The sequence below is a fragment of the Enterobacter sp. JBIWA008 genome (assembly GCF_019968765.1).
Lineage (GTDB): Bacteria > Pseudomonadota > Gammaproteobacteria > Enterobacterales > Enterobacteriaceae > Enterobacter.
Map to the genome: position 1 here is coordinate 884831 of NZ_CP074149.1, position 16658 is coordinate 901488.

Consider the following 16658-nt stretch of genomic DNA (forward strand, 5'->3'; position numbering starts at 1 on the left):
GACAGTCTCAGGAAAGAAACATGGCTACCAATGCAAAACCCGTGTACAAACGCATTCTGCTTAAGCTGAGTGGCGAAGCGCTGCAGGGATCGGAAGGCTTCGGTATTGACGCAAGCATCCTTGATCGCATGGCACAGGAAATCAAAGAACTGGTCGAACTGGGTATCCAGGTTGGCGTGGTCATTGGCGGTGGCAACCTTTTCCGTGGTGCTGGTCTGGCGAAAGCGGGGATGAACCGCGTTGTGGGCGACCACATGGGTATGCTGGCAACCGTCATGAATGGCCTGGCGATGCGTGATGCACTGCATCGCGCCTATGTGAACGCCCGCCTGATGTCCGCTATTCCTCTGAATGGCGTATGCGATAATTACAGCTGGGCAGAAGCCATCAGCCTGCTGCGCAACAACCGCGTGGTGATCCTCTCCGCCGGTACGGGTAACCCGTTCTTTACAACCGATTCCGCCGCCTGCCTGCGCGGTATCGAGATCGAAGCCGATGTGGTACTGAAAGCGACCAAAGTAGACGGCGTGTTTACTGCCGACCCGGCAAAAGATCCTTCTGCCACCATGTACGATCAGCTGAGCTACAGCGAAGTGCTGGATAAAGAGCTGAAAGTGATGGATCTTGCCGCCTTCACGCTGGCTCGCGACCACAAACTGCCGATCCGTGTCTTCAACATGAATAAGCCTGGCGCACTGCGTCGCGTGGTCATGGGCGAAAAAGAAGGCACTTTGATCACGGAATAATTTCCGTTGACGATAAATACAGGTAAGATTCCGCTTTATTTTGTAGTGGTATCTTACCCGGGCGCGCCTTTGGCGTTGTCATGAATTAAACGCGACTATACTTAGCACACCTGTAGCGCTGTGCTGGCGGATAGTCTGCCTGAGACAAGTTTTCAAGGATTCGTAACGTGATTAACGACATCAGAAAAGATGCTGAAGTACGCATGGACAAATGCGTAGAAGCGTTCAAAAACCAAATCAGCAAAATCCGTACTGGCCGTGCTTCCCCAAGCCTGCTGGATGGCATCATCGTAGAATATTACGGTACGCCAACCCCTCTGCGCCAGCTTGCGAGCGTGACGGTTGAAGATACCCGTACGCTGAAAATCAACGTCTTCGACCGCTCTATGAGCCCGGCCGTTGAGAAAGCGATTATGGCCTCTGACCTCGGACTGAACCCAAGCTCTGCGGGCGCAGACATCCGTGTTCCACTGCCTCCGCTGACGGAAGAGCGTCGTAAAGATCTGATCAAAGTCGTTCGTGGCGAAGCTGAGCAGGGTCGTGTATCCGTGCGTAACGTACGTCGCGACGCGAACGATAAAGTGAAAGCACTGCTGAAAGAAAAAGAGATCAGCGAAGATGACGATCGTCGTTCTCAGGACGACATTCAGAAAATGACCGACGCGGCCATCAAGAAAATTGATGCGGCGCTGGCAGAAAAAGAAGCGGAACTGATGCAGTTCTGATTTCTGTCGTACACTGATAAACGCCGTTCAGAGGGACTTCAGGTCTTGCTGGCGGCGTTTTGCTTTTATCTGGTCTAACTTTTTTCGGGCATCCCATGAAGCATTTAACACTCCTCGGCTCAACCGGCTCTATCGGTTGCAGCACTCTCGACGTCGTTCGCCATAATCCTGAACTTTACACCGTGACAGCGCTGGTGGCCGGTAAGAATGTGCAGCGAATGGTCGAACAGTGCCTGGAGTTTGCGCCCCGCTATGCGGTGATGGATGACGAAGAGAGCGCACGTCTGCTGAAAGCACAGCTGCGTGAAAAGGGCTGCCGAACCGAAGTGCTGAGTGGCCAGCAGGCGGCCTGCGAGATGGCGGCGCTGGACGAGGTGGATCAGGTGATGGCGGCCATTGTCGGCGCGGCAGGGCTGCTGCCGACGCTTGCCGCGATTGATGCCGGTAAGGATGTTTTGCTGGCCAATAAAGAGTCGTTGGTCACCTGCGGACGCCTGTTTATGGATGCGGTGAAGCAGCGCGGCGCGCGTCTTTTGCCGGTCGACAGCGAACACAACGCGATTTTTCAGAGTTTACCGCAACCTTTTCAACAGAACCTGGGGTACGCTGACCTGGAGCAGAATGGCGTGGTGTCTATTCTGCTTACCGGGTCTGGTGGCCCGTTCCGTGAAACGCCACTGTCTGAACTGCGTGCAATGACACCCGATCAGGCGTGCCGTCATCCGAACTGGTCGATGGGGCGTAAAATCTCCGTTGATTCTGCCACCATGATGAACAAAGGTCTGGAATACATTGAAGCACGCTGGCTGTTTAATGCGTCAGCGAAACAGATGGAAGTACTGATTCACCCGCAATCGGTGATTCACTCGATGGTGCGTTATCAGGATGGCAGCGTGCTGGCACAGCTGGGCGAGCCGGACATGCGTACACCGATTGCCCATTCAATGGCGTGGCCTAATCGAGTGAAATCCGGCGTGAAGCCGCTTGATTTCTGCAAGCTAAGTTCCCTGACGTTCAGTGAACCAGAGTACGACCGCTATCCTTGTCTGAAGCTTGCGATGAATGCCTTTGACCAGGGGCAGGCGGCGACGACGGCACTTAATGCAGCCAATGAAATTACCGTTGAGGCATTTCTGAATCAGCAAATTCGTTTTACCGATATCGCGTCGTTAAATTTATCGGTACTGGAGATGATGGATTTGCGCGAACCACAAAGCGTGGAAGAGGTGCTGGCGGTGGATGCAGCTGCGCGTAATATTGCGCGTCAACAGGTGACACGTCTCGCAAGCTGGTGATAAAGCAAGCACTAGTCGTCGTGCTATTTGTTAGCGTTGGGCTTCAGTGATATAGTCTGCGCCACCTGATCGCAGGTATTTGACTTAATGTGGTCAGGTGGGCCGTGGTTTGACACGGCTTTTTTATGTATAGGCTTCAGTATTCCTGAGTACCGTTAAATCCTTTTCAGGGACAAAAAACGCGTTATGTTGTCTGCGAATCAACCAATAAGCGAAAATTTGCCAGCTCATGGCTGCCGTCATGTAGCAATCATTATGGATGGCAATGGCCGCTGGGCGAAAAGACAAGGGAAGATACGAGCCTTTGGGCATAAAGCGGGGGCGAAATCCGTTCGCCGCGCCGTTTCTTTTGCCGCTAACAACGGCATTGATGCGTTAACGCTCTATGCTTTTAGCAGTGAAAACTGGAATCGACCTCTGCAGGAAGTGACTGCGTTGATGGAATTGTTTGTGTGGGCGCTAGACAGCGAAGTAAAAAGCCTGCACCGCCACAACGTTCGCCTGCGCATCATTGGCGATACCAGTCGTTTTAACTCACGTTTGCAGGAACGGATTCGTAAAGCTGAAGCGCTGACGGAAAATAATACCGGTCTTACGCTGAATATTGCGGCGAATTACGGTGGACGCTGGGATATTATCCAGGGCGTTCGGCATCTGGCCGAACAGGTTCAGGAAGGGCTGTTGAGACCCGACCAAATTGATGAAGAGGCGCTGAGCAAGCAAATCTGCATGAATGAACAGGCACCTGTGGATTTGGTAATTAGGACAGGGGGGGAACATCGCATAAGTAACTTTTTGATATGGCAAATTGCCTATGCCGAACTTTACTTTACGGATGTTCTTTGGCCCGATTTTGATGAACAAGACTTTGAAGGTGCGCTGCATGCCTTTGCCAATCGAGAGCGTCGTTTCGGCGGCACCGAGCCTGGTGGCGACAAAGCCTGATGGGGGTAGCTTTTGCTGAAGTATCGCCTGATTTCCGCTTTTGTATTAATACCCATTGTCATAGCGGCGCTGTTTTTACTGCCCCCGGTGGGATTCGCTATTGTCACGCTGGTGGTGTGCATGCTCGCCGCGTGGGAATGGGGACAGTTTAGCGGCTTTACCTCGCGCACTCAGCGAGTATGGCTTGCGGTACTTTGTGGCTTTATCCTGGCCATAATGCTGTTTACGTTGCCTGAATATCACCATGATATTCATCAGCCCCTGGTTGCCGGTTCCTTGTGGATATCGCTGGCCTGGTGGGTTGCCGCGCTGTTGCTGGTTCTTTTTTATCCGGGTTCCGCGTCATTGTGGCGTAATTCAAAAGTGCTGCGACTGATTTTTGGCTTGCTCACAATTATTCCTTTTTTCTGGGGTATGGTTGCGCTGCGAGCGTGGCACTACGACGAAAACCACTACAGCGGTGCGATCTGGCTGCTTTATGTGATGATTCTGGTCTGGGGGGCTGACTCCGGGGCCTATATGTTTGGTAAACTGTTTGGCAAACATAAGCTGGCACCGAAGGTTTCTCCGGGCAAAACCTGGCAAGGATTCATCGGCGGCCTGTTTACGGCAGCGATCATCTCCTGGGGCTACGGCGTCTGGGCGAATCTTGAAGTGGCACCGTCAATACTGCTGGTGTGCTCGATTTTTGCTGCGCTTGCCTCCGTGCTCGGTGATTTAACCGAAAGTATGTTTAAGCGTGAAGCAGGGATTAAGGACAGCGGACACCTGATTCCAGGGCATGGCGGTATACTGGATCGCATTGATAGCCTGACAGCGGCTGTTCCAGTGTTTGCGTGTTTGCTTTTACTGGTATTCGGGACGATTTAACGGAAGGTTTTATGCTGAGCATTCTCTGGAATCTGGCGGCGTTCATAGTTGCACTGGGTGTACTGATTACCGTGCATGAATTTGGCCATTTCTGGGTTGCTCGCCGCTGTGGCGTGCGCGTAGAGCGGTTTTCCATCGGCTTTGGGAAATCACTCTGGACGCGCACCGACCGCCACGGCACGGAATTTGTCATCGCCCTTATCCCGCTGGGCGGCTACGTCAAAATGCTCGACGAACGCGTCGAGCCTGTCGCTCCTGAGCTGCGACACAGCGCATTCAACAATAAAACCGTTGGACAACGCGCCGCCATCATTGCTGCCGGACCGGTAGCCAACTTCATCTTTGCGATTTTCGCTTACTGGCTGGTGTTTATCATCGGCGTCCCTGGCGTACGTCCGGTGGTGGGTGAAATTGCCCCCAATTCCATCGCGGCGAGTGCGCAAATTACATCCGGGATGGAACTTAAAGCGATTGATGGCATCGAAACCCCTGATTGGGATGCCGTGCGACTGCAGCTGGTAGCTAAAATTGGCGATCCGCAGACCACCATCAGCGTATCGCCGTTTGGTTCAGATACGCGTCAGGACAAAGTACTCGATTTACGTCACTGGCGTTTCGAGCCAGACAAAGAAGATCCCGTCGCTGCGCTGGGCATTCGTCCACGCGGCGCGCAGATCGAGCCGGTATTGGCCGAAGTACAGGCAAATTCGGCGGCGAGCAAAGCGGGTTTGCAAGCGGGCGACAGGATCGTTAAAGTCGATGGTCAACCATTAACAGAGTGGATGACCTTTGTTACTCTGGTGCGCGATAATCCGGGAACGTCTCTCGCGCTGGAAGTTGAAAGGCAGGGCAGTCCGCTTTCGCTAACGCTGATCCCGGATACGAAGTCGGTCGGCAAAAAGGCAGAAGGGTTCGCAGGCGTTGTGCCGAAAGTGATCCCGCTGCCAGATGAGTACAAGACAATACGCCAGTATGGGCCGTTCAGCGCCATCCTTGAAGCCACGGATAAAACATGGCAACTGATGAAGCTGACGGTCAACATGTTGGGGAAATTGATAACCGGTGATGTGAAACTGAACAACCTCAGTGGGCCAATTTCGATTGCTCAGGGGGCTGGGATGTCAGCGGAATTCGGGGTGATTTACTATCTCATGTTCCTCGCGCTCATTAGCGTGAACCTTGGGATAATCAACCTGTTCCCGCTTCCCGTTTTAGACGGGGGTCATCTGCTGTTTTTGGCAATTGAAAAGCTAAAAGGCGGACCGGTATCCGAGCGAGTTCAAGACTTTAGTTATCGCATTGGCTCGATTTTGCTGGTGCTGTTAATGGGGCTTGCACTTTTCAATGATTTCTCTCGGTTGTAAGAGAGTGTTAGGAAGAACGCATAATAACGATGGCGATGAAAAAGTTGCTCATAGCGTCGCTGCTGTTTAGCAGCGCCACCGTATACGGTGCTGACGGGTTCGTAGTGAAAGACATTCATTTCGAAGGCCTCCAGCGTGTCGCCGTTGGTGCGGCCCTCCTCAGTATGCCTGTACGCCCCGGCGATACGGTTAATGATGATGATATCAGTAACACCATCCGTGCTCTGTTTGCCACCGGCAACTTTGAGGACGTCCGCGTCCTGCGCGATGGTGATACGCTGCTGGTACAGGTAAAAGAACGTCCGACGATCGCCAGTATCACTTTCTCCGGTAACAAGTCGGTGAAAGATGACATGCTCAAGCAGAACCTTGAAGCATCCGGTGTTCGTGTGGGTGAGTCCCTGGACCGCACAACCCTTTCAGACATTGAAAAAGGTCTGGAAGACTTCTACTACAGCGTCGGTAAATACAGCGCCAGCGTGAAAGCGGTTGTCACTCCGCTGCCGCGTAACCGTGTTGACCTGAAGCTGGTCTTCCAGGAAGGTGTTTCTGCGAAGATCCAGCAGATCAACATTGTCGGCAACCACGCGTTCAGCACCGACGAACTGATCTCCACCTTCCAGCTGCGCGATGAAGTGCCATGGTGGAACGTGGTAGGCGATCGCAAATACCAGAAACAAAAACTGGCGGGCGACCTTGAAACCCTGCGCAGCTACTATCTCGATCGTGGCTATGCGCGTTTCAACATCGACTCGACTCAGGTCAGTCTGACTCCGGACAAGAAAGGCATCTACATTACGGTTAACATCACCGAAGGCGAGCAGTACAAGCTTTCTGGTGTTGAAGTGAGTGGTAACCTTGCGGGGCATTCTGCTGAAATCGAATCGCTGACCAAAATTCAGCCGGGCGATCTGTACAGCGGTTCCAAAGTAACCAAAATGGAAGACAGCATTAAGAAGCTGCTCGGCCGCTATGGTTATGCCTATCCGCGCGTACAGACTCAGCCGGAAATCAATGACGCGGATAAAACCGTTAAGCTGCACGTGAATGTGGATGCGGGCAACCGTTTCTACGTGCGTAAGATCCGCTTCGTCGGTAACGACACCTCCAAAGATTCCGTTCTGCGTCGCGAAATGCGTCAGATGGAAGGCGCATGGTTAGGAAGCGACCTCGTTGATCAGGGTAAAGAGCGTCTGAACCGTCTGGGCTATTTTGAAACGGTGGATACTGATACCCAGCGCGTCCCGGGCAGTCCGGATCAGGTTGATGTCGTTTATAAAGTGAAAGAGCGTAACACCGGCAGCTTCAACTTCGGTGTAGGCTACGGTACTGAAAGCGGCGTCAGCTTCCAGGTCGGCGTGCAGCAGGATAACTGGCTGGGTACGGGTTACTCTGTCGGTATTAACGGCACCAAAAACGACTACCAGACCTACTCTGAGTTCTCTGTGACTAACCCATACTTCACCGTAGACGGTGTAAGCCTGGGCGGTCGTATCTTCTATAACGACTTTAAAGCAGACGACGCGGACCTGTCTTCTTACACCAACAAGAGTTACGGTGTAGACGGTACGCTTGGCTTCCCGGTTAACGAATACAACACCCTGCGTGCGGGCTTAGGTTACGTGCATAACGACCTGTCCAACATGCAACCGCAGGTGGCGATGTGGCGTTATCTGGACTCTATCGGCCAGTCAACCAGTAAAAATGGTAATGACAATGGCTTCGCGGCGGATGACTTCACCTTTAACTACGGCTGGACCTATAACCGTCTCGACCGTGGTTACTTCCCAACTGAAGGTTCTCGCGTCAACCTGAACGGTAAAGTTACCGTGCCGGGTTCCGATAACGAGTTCTATAAGGTCACGCTGGATACCGCGTCCTACTTCCCGATCGATGACGATCATAAGTGGGTGGTTCTGGGTCGTACCCGTTGGGGCTATGGCGATGGTCTGGGTAGCAAAGAACTGCCGTTCTATGAAAACTTCTATGCGGGTGGCTCCAGCACCGTTCGTGGTTTCCAGTCCAACAACATTGGTCCGAAAGCGGTTTACTACGGCGGGAACGACAAAGATAACTGTAATAAGTCTTCCTCTTCCGAAGTCTGTAGCTCTGATGACGCGGTGGGCGGTAACGCCATGGCCGTTGCCAGCCTGGAGTTCATCACGCCAACGCCGTTTATCAGTGATAAATACGCGAACTCGGTCCGTACGTCCTTCTTCTGGGATGCGGGTACCGTGTGGGATACCAACTGGCAGAATACTGCCCAGATGCGCGCAGAGGGCGTTCCAGACTACAGCGATCCGAGCAATATTCGCATGTCTGCCGGTATCGCATTACAATGGATGTCACCGCTGGGGCCGTTGGTCTTCTCTTACGCCCAGCCGTTTAAGAAATACGATGGAGACAAAGCGGAGCAATTCCAGTTTAACATTGGTAAAACCTGGTAATAATCCGCTGCAAAGGAATGCGTTGGCAGTGTAGCGCTGACAACTGGCGATCGGTAACACGGTCGCCTTGCCACGCAAAGAACGGTACCTTCTGGTGCCAATGGGATGGTAAGGAGTTAATTGTGAAAAAGTGGTTATTAGCTGCAGGTCTCGGTTTAGCGATGGCAACTTCTGCTCAGGCAGCAGACAAAATTGCAATCGTCAACATGGGTAATTTGTTCCAGCAGGTTGCACAGAAAACAGGTGTTTCTGCGACTCTGGAAAACGAATTCAAAGGCCGTGCAAGCGAACTGCAGGGTATGGAAAACGATCTTCAGTCCAAAATGCAGCGTCTGCAGCGTGATGGTTCTACCATGAAAGCAAGCGACCGTAGCAAGCTGGAAAAAGACGTAATGGCTCAGCGCCAGACGTTCTCCCAGAAAGCGCAGGCTTTCGAGCAGGATCGTCAGCGTCGTTCTAACGAAGAACGCGGCAAGCTGGTAACTCGCATTCAGACTGCTGTTAAAGCAGTGGCTGCCGATCAGAGTATCGATCTGGTTGTAGATGCGAACGCCGTTGCTTATAACAGCAAAGATGTTAAAGACATCACTGCTGATGTTCTGAAACAGGTTAAATAAGTAATGCCTTCAATTCGACTGGCTGATTTAGCTCAGCAGTTGGATGCAGAATTACACGGTGATGGCGATATCGTCATCACCGCTGTTGCGTCCATGCAATCTGCTAAAGCTGGCACGATTACCTTCATGGTAAGCCCTAAGTACCGTGAGCAACTGGCTCAATGCCAGGCGTCAGCTGTTGTTCTGACGCAGGACGATCTTCCATTTGCCACTGTAAGCGCGCTGGTAGTGAAAAACCCCTACCTGACGTATGCACGCATGGCTCAAATTCTTGATACTACGCCGCAGCCGGCCCAGAATATTGCTGCCAGTGCAGCGATTGACGCGACGGCCAGGCTTGGTAACAACATCGCCGTTGGCGCGAATGCGGTTATCGAATCCGGCGTTGTGCTGGGCGATAACGTCGTCATTGGCCCGGGCTGCTTCGTTGGGAAAAATACGAAAATCGGCGCCGGGACCCGTTTATGGGCCAATGTGTCCGTTTATCATGATGTTGAAATTGGCGAAAATTGCCTTGTCCAGTCCAGTACCGTGATTGGTTCTGATGGCTTTGGTTACGCTAACGATCGCGGTAACTGGGTTAAGATCCCGCAGCTTGGTCGCGTTATTATTGGCGATCGCGTGGAGATCGGCGCCTGTACAACCATTGACCGTGGCGCGCTTGACGACACGATCATTGGCAATGGTGTTATCATCGATAACCAGTGCCAGATTGCGCATAACGTTGTGATTGGCGACAATACCGCGGTTGCGGGTGGCGTCATCATGGCTGGCAGCCTGAAAATTGGCCGTTATTGCATGATTGGCGGCGCGAGCGTGATTAATGGCCATATGGAAATATGCGACAAGGTCACCGTGACGGGAATGGGCATGGTAATGCGTCCTATCACTGAACCTGGCGTCTATTCCTCAGGCATTCCGCTACAACCCAACAAGGTATGGCGTAAAACAGCAGCTCTGGTGATGAACATTGATGATATGAGCAAGCGCCTCAAGTCTCTTGAGCGTAAGATCGATCAACAAGATTAAGCGTCATCCGTTTAACGCTATTTTTCCCGGCCTGTCGGCTTTCTAATAAACCGGCAGGCCGTGTTATTATTGTTATCAGTACATTTTGACAGGAAGAGTATTTTGACTACTGACACTCATACTCTGCATATTGAAGAGATTTTAGAACTTCTGCCGCACCGTTACCCGTTTTTGCTGGTAGACCGTGTGCTGGATTTTGAAGAAGGTCGTTTTCTGCGCGCAGTGAAAAATGTTTCCGTGAACGAGCCGTTCTTCCAAGGGCACTTCCCTGGTAAGCCTATCTTCCCGGGTGTGTTGATTTTGGAAGCGATGGCTCAGGCTACCGGTATTCTGGCGTTTAAAAGCGTTGGCAAACTGGAGCCAGGTGAGCTGTATTACTTCGCGGGTATTGATGAAGCGCGCTTTAAGCGCCCTGTCGTGCCTGGTGATCAGATGATCATGGAAGTCACTTTTGAAAAAACGCGTCGTGGCCTGACTCGCTTCAAAGGCGTAGCGCTGGTTGACGGCAAAGTTGTTTGCGAAGCGACGATGATGTGTGCTCGTAGCCGGGAGTCCTGATACGTGATTGATAAATCCGCCTTTATTCATCCTACCGCTATTGTGGAAACCGGTGCCATCATTGGCGCTAACGTCCACATTGGCCCGTTTTGTATTGTTGGACCCCATGTCGAAATTGGTGAGGGTACAGTACTGAAATCTCACGTTGTCGTGAATGGTCACACGACCATTGGCTGCAATAACGAGATCTATCAGTTCGCTTCCATCGGCGAAGTTAACCAGGATCTGAAATATGCTGGTGAGTCGACCCGTCTGGAAATTGGCGATCGTAACCGTATTCGCGAAAGCGTCACCATTCATCGTGGAACAGTACAGGGTGGTGGATTGACGAAGGTGGGCAGCGATAACCTGTTTATGGTTAATGCGCATATCGCGCACGACTGTACCGTGGGTGACCGCTGTATTCTTGCCAACAACGCTACGCTGGCAGGACACGTATCGGTTGATGACTTCGCAATTATTGGCGGCATGACCGCAGTCCATCAGTTCTGCATCATTGGTGCGCACGTGATGGTTGGCGGATGCTCCGGTGTGGCGCAGGACGTCCCACCGTATGTGATTGCGCAGGGCAACCATGCCACGCCGTTTGGTGTGAACATCGAAGGCCTCAAGCGTCGTGGTTTTAGCCGCGAAGCGATTACTGCCATCCGCAACGCGTACAAACTGCTGTACCGTAGCGGTAAAACGCTGGAAGAGGCGAAGCCGGAAATTGCCGAGCTGGCGAATAAGCACCCGGAAGTGAACGCGTTCATGGAGTTCTTTGACCGTTCAACAAGGGGTCTGATTCGTTAATGGTCGACAGTCGTCCGCTTACGATAGCCCTGGTCGCCGGAGAAACCTCCGGCGATATTCTTGGTGCCGGTCTCATCCGCGCGCTTAAGGCGCGTGTACCCAATGCTCGCTTTGTCGGCGTTGCTGGTCCGCTAATGCAGGCCGAAGGCTGTGAAGCCTGGTATGAAATGGAAGAGCTCGCCGTGATGGGCATCGTTGAGGTGCTGGGGCGTCTGCGACGCTTGCTGCACATCCGCGCCAATCTCACCCGCCGCTTTACCGAACTCAAACCCGATGTGTTTGTCGGTATCGATGCGCCTGATTTCAACATTACCCTCGAAGGGAATCTGAAAAAGCAGGGTATCAAAACGATTCACTACGTCAGTCCGTCCGTCTGGGCGTGGCGACAGAAACGCGTTTTCAAAATCGGACGGTCCACCAATCTGGTTCTGGCTTTCCTGCCTTTCGAAAAAGCGTTTTACGATAGATTTAATGTTCCGTGCCGTTTTATCGGTCATACCATGGCGGATGCGATGCCATTGGATCCGGATAAAAACGCGGCGCGCGACGCGCTGGGCATCCCGCATGATGTGCACTGTCTGGCACTGCTGCCGGGCAGCCGTGGCGCAGAAGTTGAGATGCTGAGCGCCGATTTCCTCAAAACGGCGCAAATTCTTCGCCAGACCTATCCCGATCTTGAAGTGGTTGTTCCGCTGGTGAATACCAAACGCCGCGAGCAGTTTGAGCGCATCAAAGCGGAAGTCGCCCCGGATCTTCACGTCCGTCTTTTGGACGGGAAAGGGCGGGAAGCGATGTATGCGAGCGATGCCGCGCTGCTGGCCTCCGGCACGGCGGCGCTGGAATGTATGCTGGCGAAATGCCCGATGGTGGTTGGTTATCGCATGAAACCATTCACTTTCTGGCTGGCAAAGCGTCTGGTGAAAACGGATTATGTCTCCCTGCCAAACCTTCTTGCCGGGCGCGAACTGGTGAAAGAGCTGCTACAGGATGAGTGTCAGCCACAGGCGTTGGCCGATGCTTTGTTACCGCTGCTCGCCAACGGTAAGACCAGCCACCAGATGCATGATACGTTCCGCGAACTGCATCAGCAGATCCGCTGTAATGCCGATGAGCAAGCGGCTGATGCGGTGCTGGAGTTAGCAAAATGATGGAATTTGTTTATCCTCACACTCGCCTTGTGGCGGGCGTGGACGAAGTGGGGCGTGGCCCGTTAGTCGGGGCTGTGGTGACTGCCGCAGTGATCCTCGATCCGGCTCGCCCGATTATCGGGCTGAACGACTCTAAAAAATTGTCAGAAAAGCGCCGGCTGGCGCTATTTAGTGAGATTCAGGAGAAGGCGCTGGCCTGGAGCCTGGGGCGCGCTGAACCGCATGAAATAGACGAACTGAATATTTTGCATGCCACGATGCTGGCGATGCAGCGTGCGGTAGCGGGGCTGAAAATTTCCCCGGAATATGTACTGATTGACGGCAACCGCTGTCCGGCATTGCCCATGCCCTCAATGGCGGTCGTCAAAGGCGATAGCCGGGTCGCAGAAATTAGCGCAGCTTCTATTATTGCCAAAGTGACGCGCGACGCCGAAATGGCCGCGCTGGATCTCACTTACCCTCAGTATGGTTTCGCCCAGCATAAGGGGTATCCCACTCCTTTCCATCTGGAAAGACTGGCTGAACATGGCGCAACCGAACACCACCGGCGCAGTTTTGGCCCGGTGAAACGCGCGCTGGGACGGGTGTCCTGAATCAATACGCAAGCAATTAAGTAACGCGGAATCTGAAGATGGCTGAACCACGTTTCGTACACCTGCGGGTGCATAGCGACTATTCCATGATCGATGGGCTGGCGAAGACCGGGCCGCTGGTAAAAAAGGCGGCCTCCCTTGGCATGCCTGCGCTGGCGATAACCGATTTTACCAACCTGTGTGGCCTGGTGAAGTTCTACGGAACGGCGCATGGCGCGGGGATGAAGCCTATTGTCGGGGCGGATTTTCATGTGCAGAGCGATCTCATTGGCGAGGAACTGACGCAAATCTCCGTGCTGGCGATGAACAATACGGGCTATCAAAATCTCACTCTGCTTATCTCAAAAGCCTACCAGCGTGGTTACGGCGCGCTGGGCCCGTGGATCGACAGGAACTGGCTGGCTGAACTGAACGAAGGGCTGCTGCTAATCTCCGGCGGCCGCATGGGCGATGTCGGCAAATCCCTGCTGCGCGGCAATAGCGCGCTGGTGGATCAATGCGTCTCGTTCTATGAAGAGTATTTCCCGGATCGTTATTATCTGGAGTTGATCCGCACCGGTCGCCAGGACGAAGAGAACTATCTGCATGCGGCGGTTGCACTCGCAGAAGAACGCGGGTTGCCCGTGGTGGCTACCAACGATGTGCGGTTCCTTGAGCCGGGAGATTTTGACGCTCACGAAATCCGCGTGGCGATCCACGATGGCTTCACGCTGGACGATCCTAAAAGACCGCGTAACTACTCATCGCAGCAGTACATGCGCAGCGAAGAGGAGATGTGCGAGATATTCTCCGATATCCCGGAAGCGCTGGAAAACAGCGTAGAAATTGCAAAGCGCTGTAACGTTACCGTCCGCCTTGGCGAGTACTTCCTGCCGCAGTTCCCGACGGGCGACATGACCACGGAAGATTTTCTGGTCAAGAAATCGAAAGAAGGTCTGGAAGAGCGTCTCGAATTCCTGTTCCCGGATGAAGAAGAGCGTAAAAAGCGTCGTCCGGAGTATGACGAGCGTCTGGATATTGAGCTCCAGGTGATTAACCAGATGGGCTTCCCGGGCTACTTCCTGATCGTTATGGAGTTCATCCAGTGGTCGAAGGATAACGGGGTGCCGGTTGGGCCGGGGCGTGGCTCCGGTGCGGGTTCGCTGGTGGCCTATGCGCTGAAAATTACCGACCTCGATCCGCTGGAATTCGACCTGCTGTTCGAACGTTTCCTCAACCCGGAACGTGTTTCCATGCCCGACTTTGACGTCGACTTTTGCATGGAGAAACGCGACCAGGTGATCGAGCACGTCGCCGATATGTACGGCCGTGATGCGGTATCGCAGATCATTACGTTCGGTACGATGGCGGCGAAAGCGGTTATCCGTGACGTGGGCCGCGTGCTGGGCCATCCGTATGGTTTCGTCGATCGCATCTCTAAACTGGTGCCGCCCGATCCGGGCATGACGCTGGCAAAAGCGTTTGAAGCCGAGCCACAACTGCCGGAAATCTACGAAGCGGACGAAGAAGTCAAAGCGCTGATCGACATGGCGCGCAAGCTGGAGGGCGTCACGCGAAACGCCGGTAAGCATGCGGGTGGGGTGGTTATCGCCCCAACAAAAATTACCGATTTTGCACCGCTCTACTGCGATGAAGCGGGCCAGCATCCGGTAACCCAGTTTGATAAGAACGACGTAGAATACGCCGGGCTGGTGAAGTTTGACTTCCTTGGCCTGCGTACGTTGACGATCATCGACTGGGCGCTGAAGATGATCAACCCGCGCCGGGAGAAGCAGGGCCTTGAGCCGATAGACATTGCCGCCATCCCGCTGGATGACAAGAAAAGTTTCGACATGCTGCAGCGCTCGGAGACCACCGCGGTTTTCCAGCTTGAATCCCGAGGCATGAAAGATCTGATTAAACGTCTGCAGCCCGACTGCTTCGAAGATATGATCGCGCTGGTGGCCCTGTTCCGTCCGGGCCCGCTGCAGTCAGGGATGGTAGATAACTTTATTGACCGTAAGCACGGGCGAGAAGAGATTTCTTACCCGGACGTTCAGTGGCAGCATGAAAGCCTGAAGCCGGTACTGGAGCCAACCTACGGCATTATCCTGTATCAGGAACAGGTCATGCAGATTGCCCAGGTGCTTTCCGGCTATACCCTCGGCGGCGCGGACATGCTGCGTCGTGCGATGGGTAAGAAAAAGCCAGAAGAGATGGCCAAGCAGCGCTCCATCTTTGAAGACGGGGCGAAGAAAAACGGCGTTGACGGCGAGCTGGCGATGAAAATCTTCGACCTGGTGGAGAAATTTGCCGGGTACGGATTTAACAAATCCCACTCCGCCGCCTATGCTTTGGTGTCGTATCAAACGCTGTGGCTCAAAGCGCACTATCCTGCTGAATTTATGGCGGCAGTAATGACGGCCGATATGGACAACACCGAGAAGGTGGTGGGCCTGGTGGACGAGTGCTGGCGCATGGGGCTTAAGATCCTGCCGCCGGACATCAACTCGGGTCTTTACCATTTCCACGTCAATGACGACGGGGAGATCGTTTACGGGATCGGCGCGATCAAGGGCGTGGGCGAGGGGCCGATCGAGGCGATCATCGAGGCGCGTAACAACGGCGGGTATTTCCGCGAGCTGTTCGATCTTTGCGCCCGTACCGACACCAAAAAGCTCAACCGTCGCGTGCTGGAAAAACTGATCATGTCAGGCGCGTTTGACAGGCTGGGGCCACACCGCGCCGCGCTGATGAACTCGCTGGGCGATGCCCTGAAAGCGGCGGATCAGCACGCAAAAGCGGAAGCCATTGGTCAGGCGGATATGTTCGGGGTGCTGGCGGAAGAGCCAGAGCAGATCGAGCAGTCTTATTCCAACTGCCAGCCGTGGCCAGAACAGGTGGTACTGGATGGGGAGCGTGAGACGTTAGGCTTGTACCTGACGGGACACCCGATCAACCAGTACATCAAAGAAATTGAGCGCTATGTCGGCGGCCACAGGCTTAAAGACATGCATCCGACAGAACGTGGTAAAATCACCACGGCTGCGGGGCTCGTGATTGCTGCAAGGGTTATGGTCACCAAGCGCGGCAATCGTATCGGTATCTGTACGTTGGATGACCGTTCCGGGCGTCTGGAGGTGATGTTGTTCACCGACGCGCTGGATAAATACCAGCAATTGCTGGAAAAAGACCGCATACTTATCGTCAGCGGACAGGTCAGCTTTGATGACTTCAGCGGGGGGCTTAAAATGACCGCCCGCGAAGTGATGGACATTGACGAAGCCCGGGAAAAATATGCTCGCGGGCTTGCTATCTCGCTGACGGACAGGCAAATTGATGACCAGCTTTTAAACCGACTCCGTCAGTCTCTGGAACCCCACCGCTCGGGGACAATTCCAGTACATCTCTACTATCAGAGGGCGGATGCACGTGCGCGGTTGCGCTTTGGTGCAACGTGGCGTGTCTCTCCGAGCGATCGTTTGTTGAACGATCTCCGTGGCCTCATTGGTTCGGAGCAGGTGGAACTGGAGTTTGACTAATACAGGAA

The 16658-nt window shown here is 53.6% G+C and carries 14 protein-coding genes; all 14 read left to right on the forward strand.

Going from position 1 to position 16658, the window contains the following annotated elements; all coding sequences use genetic code 11:
* The first annotated feature begins 20 nt into the window (after positions 1 to 20).
* Complete coding sequence (gene pyrH / locus KGP24_RS04190; protein ID WP_008501910.1) at positions 21 to 746, forward strand: UMP kinase; 726 nt, start codon at positions 21 to 23, stop codon at positions 744 to 746.
* A gap of 167 nt (positions 747 to 913) precedes the next feature.
* Positions 914 to 1471, forward strand: coding sequence for a ribosome recycling factor (gene frr / locus KGP24_RS04195; RefSeq protein WP_003856180.1), 558 nt, complete (start codon positions 914 to 916; stop codon positions 1469 to 1471).
* Positions 1472 to 1566: 95 nt separating this feature from the next.
* Positions 1567 to 2766 (forward strand): 1-deoxy-D-xylulose-5-phosphate reductoisomerase, encoded by a 1200-nt coding sequence (gene ispC, locus KGP24_RS04200; RefSeq protein WP_223562470.1) that lies wholly within the window; start codon positions 1567 to 1569, stop codon positions 2764 to 2766.
* 186 nt (positions 2767 to 2952) lie between these two features.
* On the forward strand, positions 2953 to 3711 hold the full coding sequence (gene ispU / locus KGP24_RS04205) for a (2E,6E)-farnesyl-diphosphate-specific ditrans,polycis-undecaprenyl-diphosphate synthase (RefSeq protein ID WP_024907522.1): 759 nt from the start codon (positions 2953 to 2955) through the stop codon (positions 3709 to 3711).
* 12 nt (positions 3712 to 3723) lie between these two features.
* Positions 3724 to 4581 carry a phosphatidate cytidylyltransferase gene (gene cdsA, locus KGP24_RS04210; protein WP_032660590.1) on the forward strand — a complete coding sequence of 286 codons (858 nt, stop codon included), beginning with the start codon at positions 3724 to 3726 and terminating at the stop codon, positions 4579 to 4581.
* A gap of 11 nt (positions 4582 to 4592) precedes the next feature.
* Entirely contained in the window at positions 4593 to 5945 is a 1353-nt protein-coding gene (gene rseP / locus KGP24_RS04215; RefSeq protein WP_023310458.1) for a sigma E protease regulator RseP, read from the forward strand.
* A gap of 29 nt (positions 5946 to 5974) precedes the next feature.
* Complete coding sequence (gene bamA, locus KGP24_RS04220) at positions 5975 to 8392, forward strand: outer membrane protein assembly factor BamA (RefSeq protein WP_223562471.1); 2418 nt, start codon at positions 5975 to 5977, stop codon at positions 8390 to 8392.
* A gap of 122 nt (positions 8393 to 8514) precedes the next feature.
* The gene (gene skp, locus KGP24_RS04225; protein ID WP_032644135.1) at positions 8515 to 9009 is read left to right on the forward strand and encodes a molecular chaperone Skp; all 495 of its coding nucleotides are present in this window, start codon (positions 8515 to 8517) and stop codon (positions 9007 to 9009) included.
* A 3-nt stretch (positions 9010 to 9012) separates the two neighbouring features.
* A complete protein-coding gene (lpxD, locus tag KGP24_RS04230) occupies positions 9013 to 10038 on the forward strand; it encodes a UDP-3-O-(3-hydroxymyristoyl)glucosamine N-acyltransferase (RefSeq protein ID WP_223562472.1) in 1026 nt (341 codons plus the stop codon).
* Positions 10039 to 10140: 102 nt separating this feature from the next.
* Positions 10141 to 10596 (forward strand): 3-hydroxyacyl-ACP dehydratase FabZ, encoded by a 456-nt coding sequence (gene fabZ, locus KGP24_RS04235; protein WP_010426706.1) that lies wholly within the window; start codon positions 10141 to 10143, stop codon positions 10594 to 10596.
* A gap of 3 nt (positions 10597 to 10599) precedes the next feature.
* Positions 10600 to 11388: an acyl-ACP--UDP-N-acetylglucosamine O-acyltransferase gene (lpxA, locus tag KGP24_RS04240; RefSeq protein WP_023310462.1), complete on the forward strand. Its 789-nt coding sequence runs from the start codon at positions 10600 to 10602 to the stop codon at positions 11386 to 11388.
* Entirely contained in the window at positions 11388 to 12536 is a 1149-nt protein-coding gene (gene lpxB / locus KGP24_RS04245) for a lipid-A-disaccharide synthase (protein WP_223562473.1), read from the forward strand. Before lpxA ends, lpxB begins: the two co-directional genes overlap by 1 nt.
* A complete protein-coding gene (rnhB, locus tag KGP24_RS04250) occupies positions 12533 to 13129 on the forward strand; it encodes a ribonuclease HII (protein WP_024907528.1) in 597 nt (198 codons plus the stop codon). The genes lpxB and rnhB overlap by 4 nt, the downstream gene beginning before the upstream one ends.
* 38 nt (positions 13130 to 13167) lie before the next feature.
* A complete protein-coding gene (dnaE, locus tag KGP24_RS04255; RefSeq protein ID WP_223562474.1) occupies positions 13168 to 16650 on the forward strand; it encodes a DNA polymerase III subunit alpha in 3483 nt (1160 codons plus the stop codon).
* Positions 16651 to 16658: the final 8 nt, after the last annotated feature.